The 20,731-nt window shown below is 67.8% G+C and carries 19 protein-coding genes; 12 read left to right on the forward strand and 7 right to left on the reverse strand.

Features of this window, described 5'->3' with window-relative positions; genetic code table 11:
• Positions 1 to 21: 21 nt before the first annotated feature.
• From AC1DFU_RS04830 to AC1DFU_RS04840, 3 genes are all read right to left on the reverse strand, one after another.
• Positions 22 to 1,272, reverse strand: a complete 1,251-nt coding sequence (locus AC1DFU_RS04830) for a right-handed parallel beta-helix repeat-containing protein (protein WP_441591275.1) — start codon at positions 1,270 to 1,272, stop codon at positions 22 to 24.
• 211 nt (positions 1,273 to 1,483) lie between these two features.
• Entirely contained in the window at positions 1,484 to 4,528 is a 3,045-nt protein-coding gene (locus AC1DFU_RS04835; RefSeq protein ID WP_441591276.1) for an FAD-binding and (Fe-S)-binding domain-containing protein, read from the reverse strand.
• 98 nt (positions 4,529 to 4,626) lie between these two features.
• Entirely contained in the window at positions 4,627 to 5,319 is a 693-nt protein-coding gene (locus tag AC1DFU_RS04840) for a GntR family transcriptional regulator (protein ID WP_092293840.1), read from the reverse strand.
• Positions 5,320 to 5,569: 250 nt separating this feature from the next.
• Between AC1DFU_RS04840 and AC1DFU_RS04845 the strand changes: the two genes are divergently transcribed.
• From AC1DFU_RS04845 to AC1DFU_RS04860, 4 genes are all read left to right on the forward strand, one after another.
• Positions 5,570 to 6,775 (forward strand): pyridoxal-phosphate-dependent aminotransferase family protein, encoded by a 1,206-nt coding sequence (locus AC1DFU_RS04845; RefSeq protein ID WP_092293838.1) that lies wholly within the window; start codon positions 5,570 to 5,572, stop codon positions 6,773 to 6,775.
• Between the two features lie 115 nt (positions 6,776 to 6,890).
• Positions 6,891 to 7,904: a Bug family tripartite tricarboxylate transporter substrate binding protein gene (locus tag AC1DFU_RS04850; protein ID WP_441591277.1), complete on the forward strand. Its 1,014-nt coding sequence runs from the start codon at positions 6,891 to 6,893 to the stop codon at positions 7,902 to 7,904.
• A gap of 269 nt (positions 7,905 to 8,173) precedes the next feature.
• Positions 8,174 to 8,680, forward strand: a complete 507-nt coding sequence (locus tag AC1DFU_RS04855) for a tripartite tricarboxylate transporter TctB family protein (protein WP_477159668.1) — start codon at positions 8,174 to 8,176, stop codon at positions 8,678 to 8,680.
• 10 nt (positions 8,681 to 8,690) lie between these two features.
• Positions 8,691 to 10,199: a tripartite tricarboxylate transporter permease gene (locus AC1DFU_RS04860; RefSeq protein ID WP_092293832.1), complete on the forward strand. Its 1,509-nt coding sequence runs from the start codon at positions 8,691 to 8,693 to the stop codon at positions 10,197 to 10,199.
• A gap of 13 nt (positions 10,200 to 10,212) precedes the next feature.
• On the opposite strand, the gene trhA is transcribed toward AC1DFU_RS04860, so the two are convergent.
• Both trhA and AC1DFU_RS04870 read right to left on the reverse strand, forming a co-directional pair.
• The gene (trhA, locus tag AC1DFU_RS04865; protein WP_092293830.1) at positions 10,213 to 10,830 is read right to left on the reverse strand and encodes a PAQR family membrane homeostasis protein TrhA; all 618 of its coding nucleotides are present in this window, start codon (positions 10,828 to 10,830) and stop codon (positions 10,213 to 10,215) included.
• 147 nt (positions 10,831 to 10,977) lie between these two features.
• Positions 10,978 to 11,676, reverse strand: a complete 699-nt coding sequence (locus AC1DFU_RS04870) for a dienelactone hydrolase family protein (RefSeq protein WP_441591278.1) — start codon at positions 11,674 to 11,676, stop codon at positions 10,978 to 10,980.
• A gap of 193 nt (positions 11,677 to 11,869) precedes the next feature.
• Here AC1DFU_RS04870 and AC1DFU_RS04875 point away from each other — a divergent pair, with 193 nt between their 5' ends.
• The 3 genes from AC1DFU_RS04875 (at position 11,870) to AC1DFU_RS04885 (ending at position 15,729) form a co-directional block, all read left to right on the forward strand.
• On the forward strand, positions 11,870 to 12,697 hold the full coding sequence (locus AC1DFU_RS04875; RefSeq protein ID WP_092293826.1) for an alpha/beta fold hydrolase: 828 nt from the start codon (positions 11,870 to 11,872) through the stop codon (positions 12,695 to 12,697).
• Between the two features lie 184 nt (positions 12,698 to 12,881).
• Complete coding sequence (locus AC1DFU_RS04880) at positions 12,882 to 13,880, forward strand: Bug family tripartite tricarboxylate transporter substrate binding protein (RefSeq protein WP_092293824.1); 999 nt, start codon at positions 12,882 to 12,884, stop codon at positions 13,878 to 13,880.
• A gap of 55 nt (positions 13,881 to 13,935) precedes the next feature.
• Positions 13,936 to 15,729, forward strand: coding sequence for an IlvD/Edd family dehydratase (locus tag AC1DFU_RS04885; RefSeq protein ID WP_255370783.1), 1,794 nt, complete (start codon positions 13,936 to 13,938; stop codon positions 15,727 to 15,729).
• An 18-nt stretch (positions 15,730 to 15,747) separates the two neighbouring features.
• On the opposite strand, the gene AC1DFU_RS04890 is transcribed toward AC1DFU_RS04885, so the two are convergent.
• The gene (locus tag AC1DFU_RS04890; protein ID WP_149138440.1) at positions 15,748 to 16,629 is read right to left on the reverse strand and encodes a LysR family transcriptional regulator; all 882 of its coding nucleotides are present in this window, start codon (positions 16,627 to 16,629) and stop codon (positions 15,748 to 15,750) included.
• Positions 16,630 to 16,723: 94 nt separating this feature from the next.
• Here AC1DFU_RS04890 and AC1DFU_RS04895 point away from each other — a divergent pair, with 94 nt between their 5' ends.
• The 3 genes from AC1DFU_RS04895 (at position 16,724) to AC1DFU_RS04905 (ending at position 18,724) form a co-directional block, all read left to right on the forward strand.
• Positions 16,724 to 17,680 carry a dihydrodipicolinate synthase family protein gene (locus AC1DFU_RS04895; RefSeq protein WP_092293818.1) on the forward strand — a complete coding sequence of 319 codons (957 nt, stop codon included), beginning with the start codon at positions 16,724 to 16,726 and terminating at the stop codon, positions 17,678 to 17,680.
• An 88-nt stretch (positions 17,681 to 17,768) separates the two neighbouring features.
• The gene (locus AC1DFU_RS04900; protein WP_143093877.1) at positions 17,769 to 18,050 is read left to right on the forward strand and encodes a hypothetical protein; all 282 of its coding nucleotides are present in this window, start codon (positions 17,769 to 17,771) and stop codon (positions 18,048 to 18,050) included.
• The gene (locus AC1DFU_RS04905; RefSeq protein WP_092293814.1) at positions 18,047 to 18,724 is read left to right on the forward strand and encodes a LuxR C-terminal-related transcriptional regulator; all 678 of its coding nucleotides are present in this window, start codon (positions 18,047 to 18,049) and stop codon (positions 18,722 to 18,724) included. Before AC1DFU_RS04900 ends, AC1DFU_RS04905 begins: the two co-directional genes overlap by 4 nt.
• Here the strand turns inward: AC1DFU_RS04905 and AC1DFU_RS04910 are convergent.
• Complete coding sequence (locus tag AC1DFU_RS04910; protein ID WP_092294372.1) at positions 18,721 to 19,377, reverse strand: LuxR C-terminal-related transcriptional regulator; 657 nt, start codon at positions 19,375 to 19,377, stop codon at positions 18,721 to 18,723. The genes AC1DFU_RS04905 and AC1DFU_RS04910 overlap by 4 nt on opposite strands.
• Before the next feature lie 242 nt (positions 19,378 to 19,619).
• Here AC1DFU_RS04910 and AC1DFU_RS04915 point away from each other — a divergent pair, with 242 nt between their 5' ends.
• Positions 19,620 to 20,219, forward strand: coding sequence for a TagK domain-containing protein (locus AC1DFU_RS04915; RefSeq protein ID WP_092293812.1), 600 nt, complete (start codon positions 19,620 to 19,622; stop codon positions 20,217 to 20,219).
• Positions 20,206 to 20,730, forward strand: coding sequence for a type VI secretion system baseplate subunit TssE (gene tssE / locus AC1DFU_RS04920; RefSeq protein WP_092293810.1), 525 nt, complete (start codon positions 20,206 to 20,208; stop codon positions 20,728 to 20,730). Before AC1DFU_RS04915 ends, tssE begins: the two co-directional genes overlap by 14 nt.
• The last annotated feature ends 1 nt before the right edge of the window (position 20,731 follow it).

The following is a 20,731-nucleotide window of genomic DNA, read 5'->3' on the forward strand; positions in this document are numbered from 1 at the left end:
TCCGCTACGTCCGAGGAGGGCTCATTGCTGCCGCAGCGCCGTGCGCACCTGCGGCATCCGGGTCCGGTCCGCGCCCGACACCTGCGGCGCGCCGGTCCCGTTGCAGCCGGTCAGGGCGATGCCAGTGCCGTCCAGCGTGTTGCCGTCGCAGGTCCAGGCGTCCGTCGGGCAGTTGCGCACCTGGAGGGACAGCGCCGCGCCGCCAATCGTCACGAACCGGTTGCGCGAGACCCGCACGTTGCAGACATTGCCGACCGCCCGGAAGCCATCGTAAGTGGCGCGCGTGACCTGGTTGCCCGCCACCAGCACCCGCGCGACGCTGCCCGTCCCCGTATTGATGTCGATGGCCGCATGGCCCGCCGCCAGCCGGTTGTTGCCCGGCTGCGTGGCGTTCTCGATATCCGAGATCATGTTGTCCGTCACCTGCACATTGGTCACGCCTGCCGTGCGGTAGCCGTCCTCCTGCGCGATGAGCACCGCCGCCGCCTTCTGCACCCCTTCGATCCAGTTGTTGGCCAGGGTCACGTCGGTGCCGCCGACGATGGACGCACCGCGCCCCCAGGCGTTGCCGGCCAGGTAGTTGGCGCTGACGAGGATGTTCTGGTTGATCGTGCCGTCGCGCTGGTAGCTGACGATGCCGATCATGTCGTCGCCGGTGGCGGTGACGGAGTTGTCCTGCACGAGCACGTCGCGCGAGCCGCCGGTGATGTGGATGCCATCGGCCAGCGTGCCGTTGACCTTGTTGCCGACCAGCGCGATGCTGTTGCCGCGCGAGACGAAGATGCCGGCGCTCGCCCCGCCACGGATGGTGACGTCGAGCACCTGGATGCCGTAGCCGTCCACGGAGACCTTGGCGGAGGTGGACGATTCGAGCCGCTGCGTGCCGGTGCCGACCAGCGTGACGCCGACCAGCGTGGCGTTGCGGCCGGTGATCTCCACCGCCTGCGCGTCCGGGCTGGTGGCGGTGAGCGTGGCGCCGTAGCCGGACACCACGACCTGCTCGCCACGGATGGCCAGCACGTTCCCCACGCGATAGTTGCCCGGCGCCAGCACGAGGCGCTGGCCCGGCTGCAGGCTATCCAGGGCCGCCTGCAGGGCAGCGGCCTGGTCGGCCCCGCCGGCTATCGGCTGGACCGCCACATCGGTTGTGGCGCCGACCGCGTCGATCGAGCCGCCCGGCGCCTTGCGGCTGCCAAGCCACAGCACGAGCGCCGCCAGCGCCACCGCTGTCAGTACGCTGGCCGCAGCGCCCTTGCGCTGGCGCCCCGTCATGTCGCCCGGCCTGCCGGGGCATCAGGCGAGACCTCCAACTCGATTGCGATAGTGCCCATGGCTTTGGTTCTCCGTCCACTCTCCGTCCAGACCGCTGGTTCGCCGTTGCATCATAGGCGCTGCGCTGGCCCGGGCCGGCCGCTTTGTCCGCCAGGACCGGGAACTTGGCGGATTTGGACGGAGAATCTGTTGCGTGGGCGTTGGGTGTGCGCTATCCGGCTGCCGTTGCCGCCGTCGCCATGGCCCGCTCCAGCACCCGCGCCACGTGCAGCGCCTCCCGGCCTGCACCATCGTGGATCTGATGTCGGCAACTCGTCCCATCGGCCACCACGAGAGTGTCGCCATCGGCCTTGCGCACCGCCGGCAGCAGCGACAGCTCGGCCATCTTCATCGAGGCCTCGTGATGCTCGGCCTCGTAGCCGAAGCTGCCGGCCATGCCGCAGCACGACGACTCCACCAGCTCGGTCTTCAGGCCCGGAATCCAGCCGAGCACCTGTTCCACGGGGCGTACGGCATCGAACGCCTTCTGGTGGCAGTGGCCGTGCAGCAGGGCCCGGGCCGTGCCGATGGGCTGGAGCGATGGGGCGAAGCGGCCGGCGGCGTGCTCGCGGACCAGGAATTCCTCGAACAGGAACGCGTTGTCCGCCAGTTGGCGCGCGGCGTCACCGTAGCCGTACTGGAGGAATTCGTCGCGCATCGACAGTAAACAAGACGGTTCGAGCCCCACCACGGCCACGCCGCGCGCGACGAAGGGCAGCAGCGCGTCGAGCGCGCGCCGGGCCTCGGCCTTGGCTTCATCGACCAGACCTGCCGCCAGGAAGGTCCGGCCACAGCACAGCGGGCGCTCGCCCGGCACCGCCGACAGGTGCACGGTGTAGCCGGCACCTTCGAGCACGCGCTGGGCCGCGCGGGCGTTCTCGGGCTCCATATGGTTGTTGAAGGTATCGACGAACAGCACCACCTCCTTGCCGCCCGCCGCCTTCGGCGTGTAGTCGCCCCCAAGGAAAGCCGCCTGCCAGCGCGGCAGCGAGCGCCGGGCGGACAGGCCGAACAGGCGCTCGCTCAGCGCCGGCAGTCCCGGCACGCGGTCACGCAGGTTGAACAGCCACGGCAGGCGGCTGGCCAGCCCGGCGTAGCGCGGCAGGAAGGCGACCATGCGGTCGCGCGCGCGCAGCTTGCCGGCCTTGGCGTGGGCGGCGCGGACTTCGATCTTCATCTTGGCCATGTCGATGCCGGTGGGGCAGTCGCGCTTGCAGCCCTTGCAGGAGACGCACAGGTCGAGGGCCTCCTTGACCGCTGGCTCCAGCAGCCCCTCCGGGCCGAGCTGGCCAGACAGCGCCAGCCGCAGCGTGTTGGCGCGGCCACGGGTCAGGTGCTGCTCGTCTCGCGTGACGCGGTAGCTCGGGCACATCGTGCCGGCGTCGAACTTGCGGCAGTGGCCGTTGTTGTTGCACATCTCCACGGCCGCCGCCAGCCCGCGCGCGGGGTCCAGCCCGGTGCCGGGCGTGCTTTCGGCCTCGGTCACCGGGTCGCGTGTGACGTTCCACGCCGACCAGTCGAGCGCCGGGGTGATCGGCTTCACCGTATAGCTGGGCGGGAAGCGGAACAGCACGGTGTCGTCCATCTTCGGCGTGCCGACGATCTTGCCGGGGTTGCAGCGGTTTTCGGGGTCGAACAGCGCCTTGACCTCGGCGAAGGCCTGGTTCAGCGCGGGGCCGAACTGCCACGCCACCCATTCGCCCCGGCAGATGCCGTCGCCATGCTCGCCCGAATAGGCGCCCTTGTATTCGCGGACCATCGCGGCGGCTTCCTCGGCAATCGCCCGCATCTTGGTGGCGCCGTCGCGGCGCATGTCGAGGATGGGGCGCACATGCAGCGTGCCGACGCTGGCGTGGGCGTACCACGTGCCGCGCGTGCCGTGCTTGTGGAAGACCTCGGTCAGCCGGGAGGTGTACGCGGCCAGATGCTCCAGCGGCACTGCGCAGTCCTCGATGAAGGACACCGGCTTGCCGTCGCCCTTCATGCTCATCATGATGTTCAGGCCGGCCTTGCGCACTTCCCACAGCGCCTTTTGCGGGCCGGCATCCGGCATCTCCACCACCGAGCCGGGCAGCCCCAGGTCGGCCATCAGCTCCACCAGCCGGGCCAGGCCGCGCACCGTGGTCTCGCGGTCTTCGCCAGCGAATTCCACCAGCAGGATGGCCTCGGGCTCGCCCACCAGCGCGCGCTCGATCACCGGGCGGAAGGCCGGGTTGTGGCGCGCGAGGTCGATCATGGTCCGGTCGACCAGCTCCACCGCCGCCGGCTGCAGGCCGACGATATGGCGGGTGAGGTCCATCGACTGGTAGAAGGTCGGGAAATTCACCACGCCGAGCGTCTTGTGCGTGGGCAGCGGCGCCAGTTGCAGCGTCAGGTGCCGGAAATAGGCCAGCGTGCCCTCCGAGCCGACCAGCAGGTGGGCGAGGTTGACGCTGCCGTCGGCAGTGTAGGGGCGTTCGTTCTGGGGATGGAACAGGTCGAGGTTGTAGCCGCCCACGCGCCGCAGTACGTGCGGGTACATCTCGGCGATGGCGTCGCGCTCCCGCTCGGCGATGCGCCGCACGCCATCGGCGATGGCGCGGTGCGGGGCGCCGTCCGCCGGCCAGCCGACGTCGAAGCGCACGTCCTCGCCGCCGGCCAGGATCGCCTGGATGCCCAGCACGTTGTGCACCATGTTGCCGTACTGGATCGAGCGTGACCCGCACGAGTTGTTGCCGGCCATGCCGCCGATCGTGCACTGCGCCGCCGTGGAGACGTCCACCGGGAACCAGAGCCCGTGCGGCTTGAGCCAGGCGTTGAGGTGGTCGAGCACGATGCCGGGCTGCACAGTCACCGTGCGCGCCACCGGGTCGAAGTCGATCACCTGGTTCAGGAACTTGCTGTTGTCGATGACCAGCGCCTCGCCCACGGTTTGGCCGCACTGGCTGGTGCCGCCGCCACGCGGCAGCAGGGGCGCCTTGAAGTCGCGGGCGATGTCCAGCGCCAGCCGGGCGTCGGCTTCGTCGCGCGGCACGACTACGCCAATCGGCATGACCTGATAGATCGAGGCGTCTGTGGCGTAGCGGCCACGGCTGGCGGTGTCGAACAGCACGTCGCCGCGCAGCTCGGCGGCGAGCCGCCGGTACAGCGGCGACTGCGTGGCGGGTGACGATGCGGCGCCGGGCATGAAGCGCAGCGGCTGCACGCCGGGCGGCGTGGGGGTGGTAGGCAGGGCCATGAGCGGGGATGTCTCCGTGTGCATGCACTGGAGACGCCGTCGCCCTGGCCCGTGGCGCGCCGGCCTGCCGTCCGGAGACGGCGCGGCGCGCGCGGGGGTCAGGCGGCGGCGTCCTGTGCGCGTTCTAGTTCGGCGATCAGCGCGTCGTGCTTGTGTTGCAGGTGCGCGCGCAGGATGTCTCGCAGGGCGGCGCCGTCGCGCTTCGCCAGGGCATCGAGCATGGCGCCGTGCTCGCGCACGGCCAGATCCCATTTGTCCTGGTCGAAGTTGGAGCGGAAGCGCAGCGCCTGGATACGCAGGTTGATGCGTCGATAGGTCTCCTCGAGGATCGGATTGCGCGCCGCGGCGTTGATGGCGTCGTGGATGCGCCGGTTCAGCGCGTAGTAATTAGGGAGGTCCCGGCGCGCGTGGCACGCCAGCATCTCGTAGTGCATGGCACGGATCTCCACCAGCTCGGCGTCGGTGATGCGCTGGCAGGCCAGCTCGCCGCTGGTGGCTTCCAGCGCGCCCATCATCTCGAACAGGTGGTCGATCGCTTCCTTGGACAGCACCACCACCTCGGCGCCCCGGTTTGGCAGCAGAGTGACCAGACCGTCACCCGCGAGCACCTTGAAGGCTTCCCGCAGCGGCGTGCGCGAAACCTGGAGCAGGTCGCACAGCACGCGCTCATTGAGCCGGGTGCCCGGCGCCAGCTCGCCTTCCATGATCATGGTGCGCAGGCGCTGGGCCACCGCCACATGCAGGATCTGGCGGTCTACGGCTTGCGAGGGAGTGGTCGGATTGGCGGTCATCAGGGATCGTGTGGCTTGACAGTATTGTATTCAAAACCTACTCTGGGGCAAGCACGAACTGCATTCCGGTGTCGTTGGCCACGCCCGGAACAGCGCGACGAACGGTCTGAAATCCTGATAAGTACTGATTTATAAGGACTTTTTGCGGAATGCGAGGCGCTTGCGCCGGGCAACATTATCCCGCATGCCGGGCGCGCAGTGCATCCCCGATTTTTGAATACAAAATTCAAACCGAAGAACACGAGGCGACATGATCCGACTGAACTCCCATCCCAGCGGCCGGCACTTCCTGCAGATCCCGGGTCCGACCAACGTGCCCGACCGCGTGCTGCGCGCAATGGACTACCCGACCATCGACCACCGCGGCCCCGAGTTCCAGCAACTCGGCAAGAAGGTGCTGGCGGACATCCGCAAGATCTTCCAGACCGCCCAGCCGGTTGTGATCTATCCGGCATCCGGTACGGGCGCATGGGAAGCGGCGCTGGTGAATACGCTCTCCGCCGGCGACCGCGTGCTGATGTTCGAGACCGGCCACTTCGCCTCGCTGTGGAAGAAGATGGCCGACAAGCTCGGCCTGAATCCGGAATTCCTGGTGGGCGACTGGCGCCACGGCGTGGACGCCGCCGCCATCGGCGCGCGGCTGGCCGAGGACCGCAGCCACGAGATCAAGGCGGTCTGCGTGGTCCATAACGAGACCTCCACCGGCGTGACCTCCGACATCGCCGCCGTGCGCCGTGCGATCGATGCGGCCGGCCACCCCGCGCTGCTGCTGGTGGACACCATCTCCTCGCTGGGCTCGATCGACTATCGCCACGACGAGTGGGGCGTGGACGTGACCGTCTCCGGCTCGCAGAAGGGGCTGATGCTGCCGCCGGGCCTGTCGTTCAACGCGGTCAGCGCCAAGGCCGTGGCGGCGTCGGCCAGGTCCAAGCTGCCGAAGGCGTTCTGGGGCTGGGAAGAGATCATCGAAGCCAACAAGAATGGCTTCTGGCCGTACACCCCGGCCACGAACCTGCTCTACGGGCTGTCCGAGGCGTGCGACATGCTCCAGGAAGAGGGCCTGCAGAACGTGTTCGCGCGCCATCGCCGCCATGCCGAGGCCACGCGCGCCTGCGTGAACGCCTGGGGGCTGGAGATCCTGTGCCAGAACCCGGCCGAGTACAGCCCGGCGCTGACCGCCGTGGTCATGCCGGACGGCCACAACGCCGACGCGCTGCGCAAGGTGGTGCTGGAGAACTTCAATATGTCGCTGGGGCAGGGGCTGTCCAAGCTCTCCGGCAAGGTCTTCCGCATCGGCCATCTGGGCGATTTCAACGACCTGACGCTGATGGGCACCCTCGCCGGCGTGGAGATGGGTCTGGCGCTGGCCGGCGTGCCGCACCATGCGGGCGGCGTGCTGGCGGCGATGGAAAGCCTGCGCGCGGCCGCGCTGAAGCCGGCGCTGCGCGCCGCCTGATCCGGTCACCATCGACGTAGAAGAAAAAGACGGACCGCCCGGGATTCCCGGGACGGCCCGGCCGTACCGCCGATGCGCCAGCAGAGCGCACGGATCACACCAAAGGAGACAGACCATGACGTTGCGTTCCCCCGCACGCGCCGCCGCGCGTGCTTCGCTGCTCGGTATTGCCCTCAGTGTTTCATTTGCCGCTCCCGCGTTTGCCTGGGAGCCCACCAAGCCCGTCGAAATCGTGGTGCCGTTCAGTGCCGGCGGCGCCTCCGACCAGATGGCGCGCTCGATCCAGGGCATCATCGCCAAGCACAAGCTGATGGGCCAGCCGGTCATCGTGGTGAACAAGGCTGGCGCCAGCGGCGCCGAGGGCCTGATGGACACCAAGGCGTCCAAGGGCGACCCGCACAAGCTGCTGGTGACCTCGTCCGCGCTCTATACCGTGCCGATGGTCAGCCAGTTGCCGTTCAACTGGCGCGATCTGACCCCGGTGGCCATGGTGGCGATGGACGAATTCGTGCTGTGGACCAACGCCGAAGCGCCCTACAAGACCCCGACCGACTACATCGCCGAAGCCAAGAAGCAGCCCGGCAAGCTCAAGATGGGCGGCACCAGTTCCAAGCGCGAGGACCAGATCATCACCGCGCAGATGGAGCGCAAGGCCGGCGTGCGCTTCATCTACATCCCGTACAAGGGCGGCGGCGAGGCCGCTACGCAGCTTTCGGGCAAGCACATCGACTCCAACGTGAACAACCCGTCCGAATCGATCGGCCAGTGGCGCGCCGGCGAGCACCGCGCGCTGTGCGTGTTCGCGCCGTCGCGCATGCAGTACACGGGCAAGGTGACGGCCACGCAGAGCTGGGGCGATATCCCCACGTGCAAGGAAGCCGGGCTGGACGTGCAATACCAGATGCTGCGCGTGTTCATGCTGCCGGGCGGCGTCACGCCGGACCAGCAGAAGTACTACGTCGAGCTGATGCAGAAGGTGGCCGCCACGCCCGAGTGGAAGGAGTACCTCGAAAAGAACGCGCTCAAGAACGAGTTCCTGACCGGCACCAAGCTGACCGAGTTCCTCCAGGCGGACGAGACCCGCCACAAGGACATCATCAAGGAAGCGGGCTTCGTGGCAGCACGGTGATGGTTTGCTCCCCTCTCCCGCGAGAAAGTGCGGTTCGGGGGGGCGGGTTGCTCCCCTCTCCCGCTTGCGGGAGAGGGGCCGGGGGAGAGGGGCGGCGCTGGCCGGAGCTGTAGCGCTGGAGCGCACCGACGGCTTCATCGATTGTGGCTCGGTGCTAGACCACCCCTCTCCCCGGCCCTCTCCCACTGAGGGGAGAGGGAGAAACCGCGGCACGGAATGATCCACTTGGGCGTCGCTGGTGGCGTCGCCCTTTCAATTGGGAGGTTCTAATGAGCGAGCATACCGACGCCACGGCCGCGSCGGCGGCCATCACGGTGCGCACGGCGGAGATCGCCGTGGCGCTGCTGATCGCCGCCGGCGCGGTCGTAGTCATGGTCAGCAATTATCAGATCGGCGCGGGCTGGGCGCCGGACGGCCCGCAGGCCGGCTACTTCCCGCTGCGCATCGGGGCCATCATCTTCGTGGCCTGCCTGGCCGTGTTGTGGCAGGCGTGGCGCACCGCGTCCGACGCCACCTTCGTCACCTGGCCGCAGCTGCGCCAGGTGGCGGTGATCCTGGTGCCGCTGACGATCTACATCGCGCTGATCAAGTTCCTCGGCATCTATGTGGCCAGCGCCATCTTCATCGCCGGCTTCATGCGGGTCATCGGCAAGTTTGCCTGGTGGCGTGCCGTGCTGACCGGCGTTGCCATCAACGCCGCGCTGTTCTGGATCTTCGAGATGCAGTTCCGCGTGCCACTGCCGAAGGGCCCGCTCGAAGCGGCGTTCGGTTTCTGAGGGGGCGGGCGTGGAAGAACTCAATTCACTGATGGGCGGCTTCGCGGTCGCCATGTCGTGGCACAACGTCGGGCTGATGCTGGTCGGCATCCTGCTCGGCATCGTCGTGGGCGTGTTGCCGGGGCTGGGCGGCCCCAACGGCGTGGCGATCCTGCTGCCGCTGACGTTCTCGATGGAGCCGACCTCGGCCATCATCATGCTGTCCTGCATCTACTGGGGCGCGCTGTTCGGCGGGGCGATCACCTCGATCCTGTTCAACATCCCCGGCGAAGCCTGGTCCGTGGCGACCACCTTCGACGGCTACCCCATGGCCCAGCAGGGCGAGGCCGGGCGGGCGCTGACCTCGGCCTTCACGGGGTCGTTCCTCGGCGCGCTGGCCGGCGTCCTGTTGATCACCTTCCTGGCGCCGCTGGTGGCGAAGTTCGCGCTGCGCTTCGGGCCGCCGGAATTCTTCGCGGTGTACTTCCTCACGTTCTGCAGCTTCGTCGGCATGGGCAAGGAAGCCAAGGCCAAGATCGTGATCGCGATGTGCATGGGCTTTGCGCTGGCGGCGGTGGGCATGGATACCGTCTCGGGCACGCTGCGCATGACCTTCGGCTCCACCGAGCTGCTGCGCGGGTTCGACTTCCTGGTCGCCGTGATCGGCCTGTTCGGCATCAGCGAGATCCTGATCACGATGGAGGAGGGCGTGGCCTTCCGCGGCAAGCGCGCCAGCATCGACCTCAAGGTGGTGCTCAAGACCTGGGCCGAGCTGCCGCGTTACTGGATGACGCTGATCCGCTCGTCGGTGATTGGCTGCTGGCTGGGCGTGACGCCGGGCGGCGCCACGGCGGCGTCATTCATGGGCTACGGCGTGGCCAAGCGCTTCTCGCGCAACCGCGAGAGCTTCGGGCGCGGCAATGTGGAAGGGGTGATCGCGCCGGAGTGCGCCGCGCACGCGGCTGGCACCAGCGCGCTGCTGCCGATGCTGGCGCTGGGCATTCCCGGCTCCGCCACGGCCGCCGTGCTGCTGGGCGGCCTGATGATCTGGGGCCTGCAGCCGGGGCCGCTGCTGTTCACCGAGCAGAAGACCTTCGTCTGGGGGCTGATCGCCAGCATGTACCTGGGCAACATCGCCGGGCTGATCGTGGTGCTTTCCACGGTGCCGCTGTTCGCCGCCATCCTGCGCATTCCGTTCGCGATCATCGCGCCGCTGATCCTCGTGGTGTGCGCCATCGGCGCCTTCACGGTGCACAACGCCATGTTCGACGTCTGGCTGATGCTGATTTTCGGCGTGATCGGCTACGTGCTGAAGAAGCTCGACTACCCGCTGGCGCCGCTGGTGCTGGCGCTGGTACTGGGCGACCGCGCCGAGGATTCGTTCCGGCAGACCATGCTGATGTCCCAGGGCCAGATGGACGTGTTCTGGTCCAACGGCCTGGTCGGCACGATCATGGCGCTGGCCGTGGCGGTGCTGGTGTGGCCGGTGATCGGCGGGCTGGTGGAAAAGGGCCGGCGCCGGAAGGTGCAGCCGACTTGATCGGCCAACATCGTCAGCCGACGTAGTAGAGGATGCTGACGAACTGGCAGAAGCTGCCCGCCAGGACGAAAAGGTGCCAGATGCCGTGGAAGTGGCGCACGCGTTCGTCGAACAGGAAGAAGCCGATGCCGGCGGTATAGGTGGCGCCGCCGGCCACCAGCCAGTACAGGCCGGCGCGCGGCAGGGCGGCGGTGAGCGGGTCGAACGCGAAGACTACCAGCCAGCCCATGATCACGTAGATCGACAGGGACAGGATGCGCGTGCGGTGGCCGATCCACAGTTCCTGGATGATGCCGATGACCGCGAGGCCCCAGTTGACGCCGAACAGCGTCCAGCCCCAGGGGCCGCGCAGCGTGACCAGCGCGAACGGTGTGTAGCTGCCGGCGATGAGCAGGTAGATGGCGCAGTAGTCGAGCCGGCGGAAGATGTCCTTCGCCGGGCCGCGGATGCTGTGGTAGACCGTGGAGATGGTGTAGAGCAGGACCAGCGTGGTGCCGTAGACCACCGAGCTGACCACCTTCCAGGCATCGTGGTGCAGGGCCGAGGAAGTGACGAGCACTGCCATGCCGGCGGCCGCCAGGACCGCCCCCGCGAGGTGGCTGTAGCCGTTGAACCGTTCGCCGCGATACATCCCCGAAGCTCCGTTTCCGCGTTGGACCAGCCGGCATTTTGGCATGGATCAAGCGGGGGGATGTTGCGTCGCCGCAAATCGGACTAGTACGAAACGCCCTTTTTTCTCCCCGCTCCGGCTGGCGGCTGCGGGGAGAAACCCATCCCGTTACTTCATCGCCTGGAAGAATTTCAGCGTCCGGGCGTTGGCCTCCTGTGCTGCATCCGCCACGTAGTGCACGCCGTCATTGCGGGCGAAGGCATGCTGGCAGCCCGGGTAGGTGTGGATCTCCACGTGCGGGCTGTCTTCCAGCGTCTCGATGATCTTGGCGCGGGCCTCGGCCGGCACGAATTCGTCTTCCTCGGCGATATGCATCAGCAGCGGCTTGGCGATGCGGGGCGCCTCGTCCAGGTGCTTGTCGATGCCGACGCCGTAGTACGACACCGCCGCATCGGCCCCGGTGCGCGCGGCCGTCAGGTAGGCCAGCAGCCCGCCCAGGCAGAAGCCGACCGTGCCCACGCCGCCGGTCACGCCCGGCTGCTGGCGCACGGCCTGGATGGCCGCGTCGATGTCCGCCACGCCCTTGTCCACGTTGAAGCCGTTGTACAACTCCAGCGCGCGCTTCCACTCGGCCTCGGTCTTGTCGGTCAGCTCGACATTGGGTTCCTGGCGCCAGTACAGGTCGGGGCAGATCGCCACGAAGCCTTCGCGCGCGAAGTTGTCGCAGGTCTCGCGCATGTCGGCGTTGATGCCGAAGATTTCCTGGATGACCACGATGGCCGTGCCGCGCGCGTTGGCGGCGTCCGGCGTGGCGAGGTAGGCGGCGAAACTGCCGTCCGGTACGGAAAGGGTGATGCGCTGGCCCATGGTTGTCTCCGGTGGTCGTGGGGGGATAGGTCCGCGAAGCTTAGCAAACGCTCATCGTTCATGTGGCGTGAAATGTTGTGAAGCGCGCGTCCCACGGCTTGCGTTTGCCGCCGCCATCGCCTTTGATGAAACGTTCCCGCCTGGCAGTTCACGCTCACCCCCCCTGTCCCACCCCCTTCAAGGAGCACGCATCATGGCTTTCGCAATCGCGCAGGACGGCACGGAGATCTATTACAAGGACTGGGGGCACGGCCGCCCCATCGTGTTCTCGCACGGCTGGCCGCTCTGCGGCGACGCCTGGGACGCCCAGATGCTGTTCTTCGTGCAGCAGGGCTTCCGCGTGATCGCCCATGACCGCCGGGGCCATGGCCGCTCCGGGCAGCCGTCCGGTGGCAACGACATGGACACCTATGCCGACGACCTGGCGGCCGTGCTGGAGAAGGCCGATGTCGGACAGGCCACGCTGGTCGGCCATTCCACGGGCGGCGGCGAGGTGGCGCACTACATCGGCCGCCACGGCACGCGGCGCGTGGCGCAGGCGGTGCTGATCGGGGCGGTGCCGCCGATCATGCTGAAGACCGCCGCCAACCCGGGCGGGCTGCCCATCGACGTGTTCGACGGCATCCGCAAGGGCGTGGCCGATAACCGCTCGCAGTTCTACAAGGACCTGGCGGTGCCGTTCCACGGGTACAACCGGGAGGGCGCCAAGCCGTCGCAGGGCACCATCGACAGTTTCTGGGCGCAGGGCATGGCGGGCGGCATCAAGGGCCAGTACGAGTGCATCAAGCAGTTCTCGGAGGTGGACTACACCGAGGACCTGAAGAAGTTCGACGTGCCCACGCTGATCCTGCACGGCGAGGACGACCAGATCGTGCCGATCGACGCCGCCGGGCGGCTGTCGGCCAAGATCGTCAAGGGGGCGGTGCTGAAGACGTATCCCGGCTTCTCGCACGGCATGTGCGTGGTCAATGCCGATGTGATCAACGCCGACCTGCTGGCCTTCGTCAAACAGTCGACCTGACCGCAGGCCCGGGGGGCAGACCGGTCGAACCATAAGAATTTTTGCGTTCATCGGTCTGAAAAGCGCTTTTTTCTGCTTTCGACAGCCGCCAGACTGTCGGCAGCAGCGCGTCCCCCGCCGTATTGCCCGAGGCCTCGCCCCTCCGCGCTGTCCCCTACCTATATAAGAAGACACCGGAGACAACATGACCCCCACCTACCGCGCCGTCCGGCGCCGCCTGCTGCTGGCCGGCCTTGCCGCGCCGCTGGCCGTCTCGATGCGTAGCGCGCTGGCTGCGTGGCCGGACAAGCCGATCCGCCTGGTGGTGCCCTATCCGCCGGGTGGGGCGACCGATGTGATCGGCCGCATCATCGCCAGCAAGCTCACCGAGGCGCTGGGCCAGCAGGTGGTGGTGGACAACCGGGGCGGGGCAGGCGGCAATATCGGCGCCGAGGCCGTCGCCAAGGCCGCGCCCGATGGCTACACCCTGCTGATGGGCGCGCTGACCTCGCACTCGACCATGGCCACGCTCGAAAAGGGCCGGCTGCGCTACGATCTCGTGAAGGATTTCGCACCGGTGATGGTGGTGGGCTCGGTGCCGCTGGTGGTGGTGGTGAACCCCAAGCTGCCGGTGCACACGCTGCAGGAACTGATCCAGTACGGCAAGGCGCATCCGGGCAAGCTGAACTATGCGTCGTCGGGCGCCGGCGCGCCGCAGCGCATGGCCGCCGAGATCTTCCGCAAGGAGGCCGGGATCGACATGGTGCACGTGCCGTATAAGGGCAGCGGCCCGGCGATGACCGACCTCGTGGCGGGGCAGGTGAACATGATGGTGGAAACCGCGCCGGCCTCGCTGCCGTTCATCAAGTCCGGACAATTGCGCGCACTGGCCGTGGCCGCGCCGGCTCGCATCTCCATGCTGCCGGACGTGCCCTCGGCCACCGAGGCCGGCATGCCCGCGCTGGACGTCAGTTCCACGTTCGGCGTGCTGGCGCCCACCGGCACCCCGCCGGCCGTGGTCGATCGGCTCAACGCCGCGCTGGCCAAGATGCTCGAGGCGCCGGACGTCAAGGAGCAGTTCCTGAAACAGGGCGTCTACGCGCTGGCGCCGACCTCCCCGGACAAGGCCGCCGACCGCCTGCGCACCGAGGTATCGCGCTGGGAGAAGGTGATTACCGATGCCCAGATCAAATCCGATGGTTGACCGCCATCGCCGATTTCCGAATTCTTTTTGATTGTTGTTCGCACACGCCGCAGCCATGACTCAGAAACCCAAGGACTCCTCCTCCCCCGAATCGACGGAATCGACCCCATCGACGGATTCGACCCAGGGCCAGCCCGGCGCCACCGGCTTGCGCAAGGGCCTGACCAACTATGGCGACCAGGGCTTCTCGCTGTTCCTGCGCAAGGCGTTTATCAAGGGCTCGGGCTATACGGACAGCGCGCTTGATCGACCGGTCATCGGCATTGCCGACACCGGGAGCGCGTACAACCCGTGCCACGGCAACATGCCGCAGCTGCTGGAGGCCGTGAAGCGCGGGATCATGCTCGCGGGCGGGCTGCCGATGGCCTTCCCGACCATCTCCGTGCACGAGAGCTTTGCCGCGCCGACCAGCATGTACCTGCGCAACCTGATGTCGATGGACACCGAGGAGATGATCCGCGCCCAGCCGATGGACGCGGTGGTGCTGATCGGCGGCTGCGACAAGACCGTGCCGGCCCAGCTGATGGGCGCCGCCTCGGCCGGCGTGCCGGCCATCCAGCTAGTGACCGGGGCGATGCTGACCGGCTCGCACCGCAGCGAGCGCGTGGGCGCGTGCACGGACTGCCGCCGCTACTGGGGCAAGTTCCGCGCGGGCGAGATCGACGCCGAGGAGACCGCCGACGTCAACAACCAGCTCGTGGCCAGCGTCGGCACCTGCTCAGTGATGGGCACGGCCAGCACCATGGCCTGCCTGACCGAGGCGATGGGCATGAGCCTGCCCGGCGCGGCCACGCCGCCCGCCGTGACGGCAGACCGCATCCGCATTGCCGAGCTGACCGGCGCGCGCGCGGTGCAGATGGCGCGCGAGCGGCTGACCATCGACCGCATCCTGACCCCGGCGGCATTCGAGAACGCGATGCGGGTGCTGCTGGCCATCGGCGGGTCGACCAACGGCATCGTCCATCTGGCGGCCATCGCCGGGCGCGTGGGGCTGGACATCGACATGCAGGCGCTGGACCGCATGGGCCGCGAGACCCCGGTGCTGCTCGACCTGAAGCCGAGCGGCCAGCACTATATGGAGGACTTCCACAAGGCCGGCGGCATGGCCACGCTGCTGCGCGAGCTGAAGCCGCTGCTGCGGCTGGACGCGCTGACAGTCACCGGCCGCACGCTGGGCGAGGAGATCGAGGCCGCCGGCCCCGGCTTCGCCCAGGACGTGGTGCGCACGATGGCCGCGCCGATCTATCCACAGGGCGGCATCGCCGTGCTGGCCGGCAACCTGGCGCCGGGCGGCGCCATCATCAAGCAGTCGGCCGCCGATGCCCGCTTGATGGAGCACGAGGGCCGTGTGGTGGTGTTCCAGGACTCGCAGGACCTCGTCGAGCGGATCGACTCGGATGACCTCGACGTGACGGCCGACGACATCCTCGTCCTGCGCAACATCGGCCCGAAAGGCGCGCCCGGCATGCCCGAGGCCGGCTATATCCCGATTCCGCGCAAGCTGGCCCGCGCCGGCGTGAAGGACATGGTGCGGATTTCGGACGGCCGCATGAGCGGCACCGCGTTCGGCACGGTGGTGCTCCATGTGACGCCCGAGGCTGCCGTGGGCGGCCCGCTGGCGCTGGTGCGCACCGGCGATCGTATCCGCCTGAGCGTGAGCCGGCGTGAGCTGAGCCTGCTGGTATCGGACGAGGAACTGGCGCAGCGGCGCGCGGCATCGGACTGGATCGAACCGAGCGCGCCGCGCGGCTACCTGAAGCTGTTCCTGCAGACGGTGACGCAGGCCGACCAGGGGGTGGATTTCGACTTCCTGCGCGCGGCGGAGACCCGTGGCAAGACGCCGGAGTAGGGGGGTGTCCGGGGGGTGTCAGGTCCGGGTGGTCCGGAACAGCGCGCGGGCCTCGTCGAGCAGGGCTTCGGCCAGCGAGGCGCGGGGCCCGTGCGTGGCCCATATCAGGCCTACGCGGCGCACCGGCGCGCGGTCCGGCAGCGGCAGGCGGGCGATCTTGAGCGGGCCGTCCCACATCGGCGCCCAGTCCGGCACCAGCGCCACGCCGAGCCCTTCGCTCACCAGCGCGGCGATGACCATCAGGCCATCGACCTCGAGCCGCTGGTGCGGCCGGATATCGTGGTCGCGCAGGTAGCGGTCCGCGAGCTGCCCGCCCAGTACGGAGCGGTCGTAGCGGATGAACGGCTGCGTGGCCAGCAGCGCGTGCGGGTCCTGCCCGGCCAGCGCGGCGGGTGCGACGACCACCAGCGGTTCGGCGATGAATTCGGCCCACTGGTAGCCCTTGGCCACCGCGAACTGCGGCTCCACCACGATGGCGGCATCGAGTTCGCCGCGCACGAGGCTTTCGCACAATTCGATCGACCGGCCCGGCTTGACGAACAGGTTGACGTCCGGATGCCGCCGGTAGAGCTGGCCCAGCAGCGGCGGCACGATGCTGCCCATCGCCGTCACGAACGAGCCGAGCCGGAATTCGCCGAGCGAGGCGTCGCCGCTGGCCACGGTGCTCATGTCGCGCACATCGCGGATCACCTGCCGCGCGCGCTCCAGAATGCGGATGCCGGCCTCGGTCGGCACCACCGAGCGGCCAGCGCGCCGCACCAGGGGGACGCCAATCTCCTCCTCGAGCGCATGCAGCCGGGCCGCGATGGCGGCCGGCGTGAGGTCGAGCCGGCGCGCCGCTTCCGCGAGCGAGCCGACATCCACCACCGTCACGAAGCTTTGGAGAAATCTGACATCCATGCCGTGATGCTAACAAATCCCATGACCTTGAAGGGGACGCCGCTTGGGGCTACCCTGACGCTCGCTTTCCCTGACTACCCCCCCAGGAGCCACCATGCCTTCCCCCGCTTTCACCGCGCTGACCGCTGACGCACGCGGCGTCTTCCCCATCGCCCCGACGCCGTTCTTCGACGATGGCACGATCGACATCGCCTCGATCGACCGCCTGACCGACTTCTACCTGGCCTGCGGCGCCACCGGCATCACCGTGCTGGGCCAGCTGGGCGAGGCGCCCAAGCTGGAGCACGCGGAATCCGTGGAGGTGGCCGCGCAGATGATCCGCCGGGCGGGCCGGCTGCCGGTGGTGGTGGGGGTGTCGGCGCCCGGGTTTGCCGCCATGCGCGCGCTGACCCGCGAGGTGATGGAGCGCGGCGCGGCCGGCGTGATGATCGCCCCGCCCAACACGCTGCGCACCGATGACCAGATCGTCGGCTATTACCGCCAGGCCGTGGAGGCCATCGGCGCCGACGTGCCGTTCGTGATCCAGGACTACCCGCTGACCTTCTCGGTGCAGATGACGCCCGGCGTGATCCGCCGCATCGTGCAGGAACTGCCTTCGTGCGTGATGCTCAAGCACGAGGACTGGCCCGGGCTGGAGAAGATCTCGACGCTGCGCGGCTTCGAGAAAGACGGTTCGATGCGCCATATCTCCATCCTCTGCGGCAACAACGGCCTGTTCCTCGACTACGAGATGGAGCGGGGCGCCGACGGCGCCAACACGGGCTACTGCTTCCCGGACATGCTCTGCGACGTGGTGCGCCTCTCCGCAGCCGGCCAGCGCGAGGCCGCGCACGACCTGTTCGATGCCCACCTGCCGCTGCTGCGCTACGAGCAGCAGCCCGGCGCGGGGCTGGCGGTGCGCAAGTACGTGATGATGCGGCGCGGCTTGCTGACCTCGGCCGCCCAGCGCAAGCCGGCGGCGGCGATGACGCCTACCGCCAGGTCGGAGGTCGACCATCTGCTGGTGCGTCTGGCACGGCACGACGCGCGCGCGGCTGCGGCGCTCGGCTGAAGCAGGCTTTCCCCAAGGATTCTCGGACTCGTCCTATATCGCTAAGCCGCATTGGTTGGTAATGTGACGCGATACGTGCCTGCCAGGCATGCCATTCGCATTTGCTCGTCGCAATCAATATGAAGCAGGATGGATTTACTTTGGGGATTCGGCAATGGGAGACAGGGCTAACCTGATGCGCACGCTCGTATCGTTCGCACTCCTGCGTGAGGCAGAGCGCAAGGTCTTCATCTCGCAGATGAACGAATTCCTGCTGGCCTCCCCGAAGATCCGGCAGCGCATCGTGGAAGAATGGCGCGAGCATGCCGAGGGCCACAGGAAGCCCACCGCCGGCCCAGCGGGGGATTGCAATACATCAGGCCTGTTATGAGTCGCTACGGTATCCGGGTCATCTTTGCCGATGACCATCCTGTGCTCACGCTTGCAAACCGCCATGTCGTCGCCGCCGTTCCCACCATTGCCTGTGTGGGCGACGCGCGCAATTCGACCGAACTCGTCGATCTGCTACAGCGTACGCCCTGCGACGTGCTGGTCACGGACTACGCCATGCCCGGCGGCGAATACGGCGACGGGCGAACGCTGATCTCGTTCCTCACGCGCCGCTATCCGGCGCTCAAGCTCGTGGTCATGACCATGATGGACAACCCGATGGTGCTGCGCTCGCTGTTCAGCCAGCGCATCCACTGCGTCGTCAGCAAGTCCGACGACCCGGGCCACGTGGTGCCGGCCATCCATGCCGCATTCCGTGGGGATCGCTATGCCTCGCCGCGCGTGGAATCGCTGCTGGAGGCCTGGCCGGTCACCGAAGGCAGCGGCGACGACGCACGGCTGCGGGCACTCAGCCAGCGGGAACTCGAGGTGGTGCGCCTGTTCGTCTCCGGCATGACCGTCTCCGAGATCGCGGCCGTCCTGCGGCGGACCAAGCAGACCATCAGCACGCAAAAGCTCAACGCGATGCGCAAGCTCGGCATCGACCGTGACGGCGACCTGTACCGATACGCGAACGAGGTCGGGCTGGTGGCGAGCGTGTCGGGCGCGGCCTAGTGGCTAACGTCGTCAAGCAACGCGAGCGAGGCGGCACAGCGGATCAACTCCATGTCGTTCCGGAGCCCCAGTTTCTGCATGGCGCGGTTCTTCTGGGTGCTCACCGTCTGCTTCGCCTTGTGCGTCCTGGCGGCGATCTCGCTGATCGTCATCCCGGACACATAGAGCCGCACCACCTCCATCTCCCGCGCCGATAGCCCGCCGCCCGGCGCAGCGAGCAACCGGCCGATGGCTGGCGAAAGGTACGCCACACCGCGCCGGGCTTCGCGTATCGCCGTGACGATATGCCCCACTTCGTCGAACTTGCTGACGATGCCCGTCATGCCGCGCGCAAGAATGGCGCGGACTAGCACCGGGTTCTCCTGCGCCAGCAGCACGACGGCGGCAATGCTCGGATACGTGCGCCGCAGGTATCGCAATAACGCCATGCCATCCATGTCATCCCGGCCGCGCATCGAGTAATCGACGAGCACCACGTCGCATTCGAATGCACGCGACGACCGTTCGAACTCCTCGGCAGTCGCGTGAATGCCCACGAGTTCCAGCTGCGGAGACGTGCTGGTGATGTGCTCCACGCCGAGTCTGGCCAAGGGCCGGTCGCCCGCAAACACGACCCGGATGCGCTGACCTGACGCGAAGTTCAGTTGATGCATGGCGATGTGTGTCCGATATGGAAGGTCTGAAACGGCCGGATTGTAGAGGGCCGCGACGCGCTCGCACATCGGAATTCTCCGAGAAATGCGACCACTTCTCCTGATACGCCCCATGCGTCACTGGCGTGGCGTCGAAAGGCGCGCGAACGCATTGGAAAAATCGGACTAGTTCAATAGATTGCCCGGCGCCGGCTTGCTAGTCTTCGTTCTCTGGAAAACTCTTTCCAGCCTCGAACGGCGCCATGAACGAAACAGATGCAGCACGCGAGGAGGGCGCGGTGTCCATGTCCTCCGATTACAGCGACTTGGTCGCGTTGGCCATGGGCGGCGCGCAGGATGTGCCGCCGCTGCCGGATACCGCGCTGGTACGGCACGCTTCCGACGCCAGCCTGCCACTCGCCGACCTCGACGCCTCCGACGTGCTCGGGCAGCTTGCTGTCGAGTACCGCGAGGCGCTGATGTCCGTTGGGCAGGTGCCGAAGCGGCTCAAGCGCCTGGGAGCCGGGTGCGCGTCCGGTCCGCTTCCCCCCGATCCGCTTCGTCTGAATACGAAGGCGACCTCCGCCGTCTGCCTGTTCGACGATCTGCTTGGGCCGCGCCGCATCGACCGCGTGCTGGACAGCCTCGACAGCTTCGGCGCGCAGCAACTGTTTTCGCCGCCGCCCCGGCACGAGATCCTGAGACTCTTCGCTGCCCGCCATCAACAGACACGCCGCACAGGCCAGTTCGCGCTGCTGGCACGCCAGGAGCACCATGCATCGAGCATGGATAGCTGCCTCGCCATGCCGGATATCGCGGCCGACACGTCCGACGACACGGGAGAACGCCATGCCACCACGTGATGGCGGGTTCCGCAACGCGTACCTCCCCTCCCTGCTGGATCGCCTGCAGGACGATGCCCCGCAGCAACGCAGCGAGCCGGCCGAGGCCTACGCCCCGGACGAGCGCGGCATGCGTCGCATCATCCAGCGCGATCTGGGCCTGTTGCTGAATACCACCAACCTGAACGAGGAACTCGACGCCGAGGCCTACCCCGAGGTGGCGAACTCGGTCGTCAACTACGGCATTCCGCCGCTCTCCGGCGGGTTCGCCACGGAAATGACCTGGGAGCGGCTTGAGGAGCGGGTGCGTACCGCGATCGCCCGCTTCGAGCCCCGGCTGATTCCGGACACGGTACGGCTACGCCCGCTGCGCGACACTTCCGCACGGCGCTACAACAAGATGATGTTTGAAATCGAGGCGCTGATGCAGTGGACGCCCTATCCGCTCGAATTCCGCATCCAGAGCGTGTTCGACCTGGAACTGAGCAAGGTCTCGCTCCAGTCGGGCCATACCCCGGGATCGGCAGGCTGAC

The sequence above is a fragment of the Cupriavidus sp. 10L45 genome (genome assembly GCF_056395225.1).

What these genes read in the sequence shown, in the direction of transcription:
- AC1DFU_RS04910 (WP_092294372.1), bottom strand. Translation starts at nt 19,377, where the DNA reads ATGCATCAACTGAACTTCGCGTCAGGTCAGCGCATCCGGGTCGTGTTT.
- AC1DFU_RS04830 (WP_441591275.1), bottom strand. Translation starts at nt 1,272, where the DNA reads ATGACGGGGCGCCAGCGCAAGGGCGCTGCGGCCAGCGTACTGACAGCG.
- trhA (WP_092293830.1), bottom strand. Translation starts at nt 10,830, where the DNA reads ATGTATCGCGGCGAACGGTTCAACGGCTACAGCCACCTCGCGGGGGCG.
- AC1DFU_RS04885 (WP_255370783.1), top strand. Translation starts at nt 13,936, where the DNA reads ATGACTCAGAAACCCAAGGACTCCTCCTCCCCCGAATCGACGGAATCG.
- AC1DFU_RS04870 (WP_441591278.1), bottom strand. Translation starts at nt 11,676, where the DNA reads ATGGGCCAGCGCATCACCCTTTCCGTACCGGACGGCAGTTTCGCCGCC.
- AC1DFU_RS04835 (WP_441591276.1), bottom strand. Translation starts at nt 4,528, where the DNA reads ATGGCCCTGCCTACCACCCCCACGCCGCCCGGCGTGCAGCCGCTGCGC.
- AC1DFU_RS04850 (WP_441591277.1), top strand. Translation starts at nt 6,891, where the DNA reads ATGACGTTGCGTTCCCCCGCACGCGCCGCCGCGCGTGCTTCGCTGCTC.
- AC1DFU_RS04915 (WP_092293812.1), top strand. Translation starts at nt 19,620, where the DNA reads ATGAACGAAACAGATGCAGCACGCGAGGAGGGCGCGGTGTCCATGTCC.
- tssE (WP_092293810.1), top strand. Translation starts at nt 20,206, where the DNA reads ATGCCACCACGTGATGGCGGGTTCCGCAACGCGTACCTCCCCTCCCTG.
- AC1DFU_RS04880 (WP_092293824.1), top strand. Translation starts at nt 12,882, where the DNA reads ATGACCCCCACCTACCGCGCCGTCCGGCGCCGCCTGCTGCTGGCCGGC.
- AC1DFU_RS04905 (WP_092293814.1), top strand. Translation starts at nt 18,047, where the DNA reads ATGAGTCGCTACGGTATCCGGGTCATCTTTGCCGATGACCATCCTGTG.
- AC1DFU_RS04900 (WP_143093877.1), top strand. Translation starts at nt 17,769, where the DNA reads ATGCCATTCGCATTTGCTCGTCGCAATCAATATGAAGCAGGATGGATT.
- AC1DFU_RS04890 (WP_149138440.1), bottom strand. Translation starts at nt 16,629, where the DNA reads ATGGATGTCAGATTTCTCCAAAGCTTCGTGACGGTGGTGGATGTCGGC.
- AC1DFU_RS04845 (WP_092293838.1), top strand. Translation starts at nt 5,570, where the DNA reads ATGATCCGACTGAACTCCCATCCCAGCGGCCGGCACTTCCTGCAGATC.
- AC1DFU_RS04875 (WP_092293826.1), top strand. Translation starts at nt 11,870, where the DNA reads ATGGCTTTCGCAATCGCGCAGGACGGCACGGAGATCTATTACAAGGAC.
- AC1DFU_RS04840 (WP_092293840.1), bottom strand. Translation starts at nt 5,319, where the DNA reads ATGACCGCCAATCCGACCACTCCCTCGCAAGCCGTAGACCGCCAGATC.
- AC1DFU_RS04895 (WP_092293818.1), top strand. Translation starts at nt 16,724, where the DNA reads ATGCCTTCCCCCGCTTTCACCGCGCTGACCGCTGACGCACGCGGCGTC.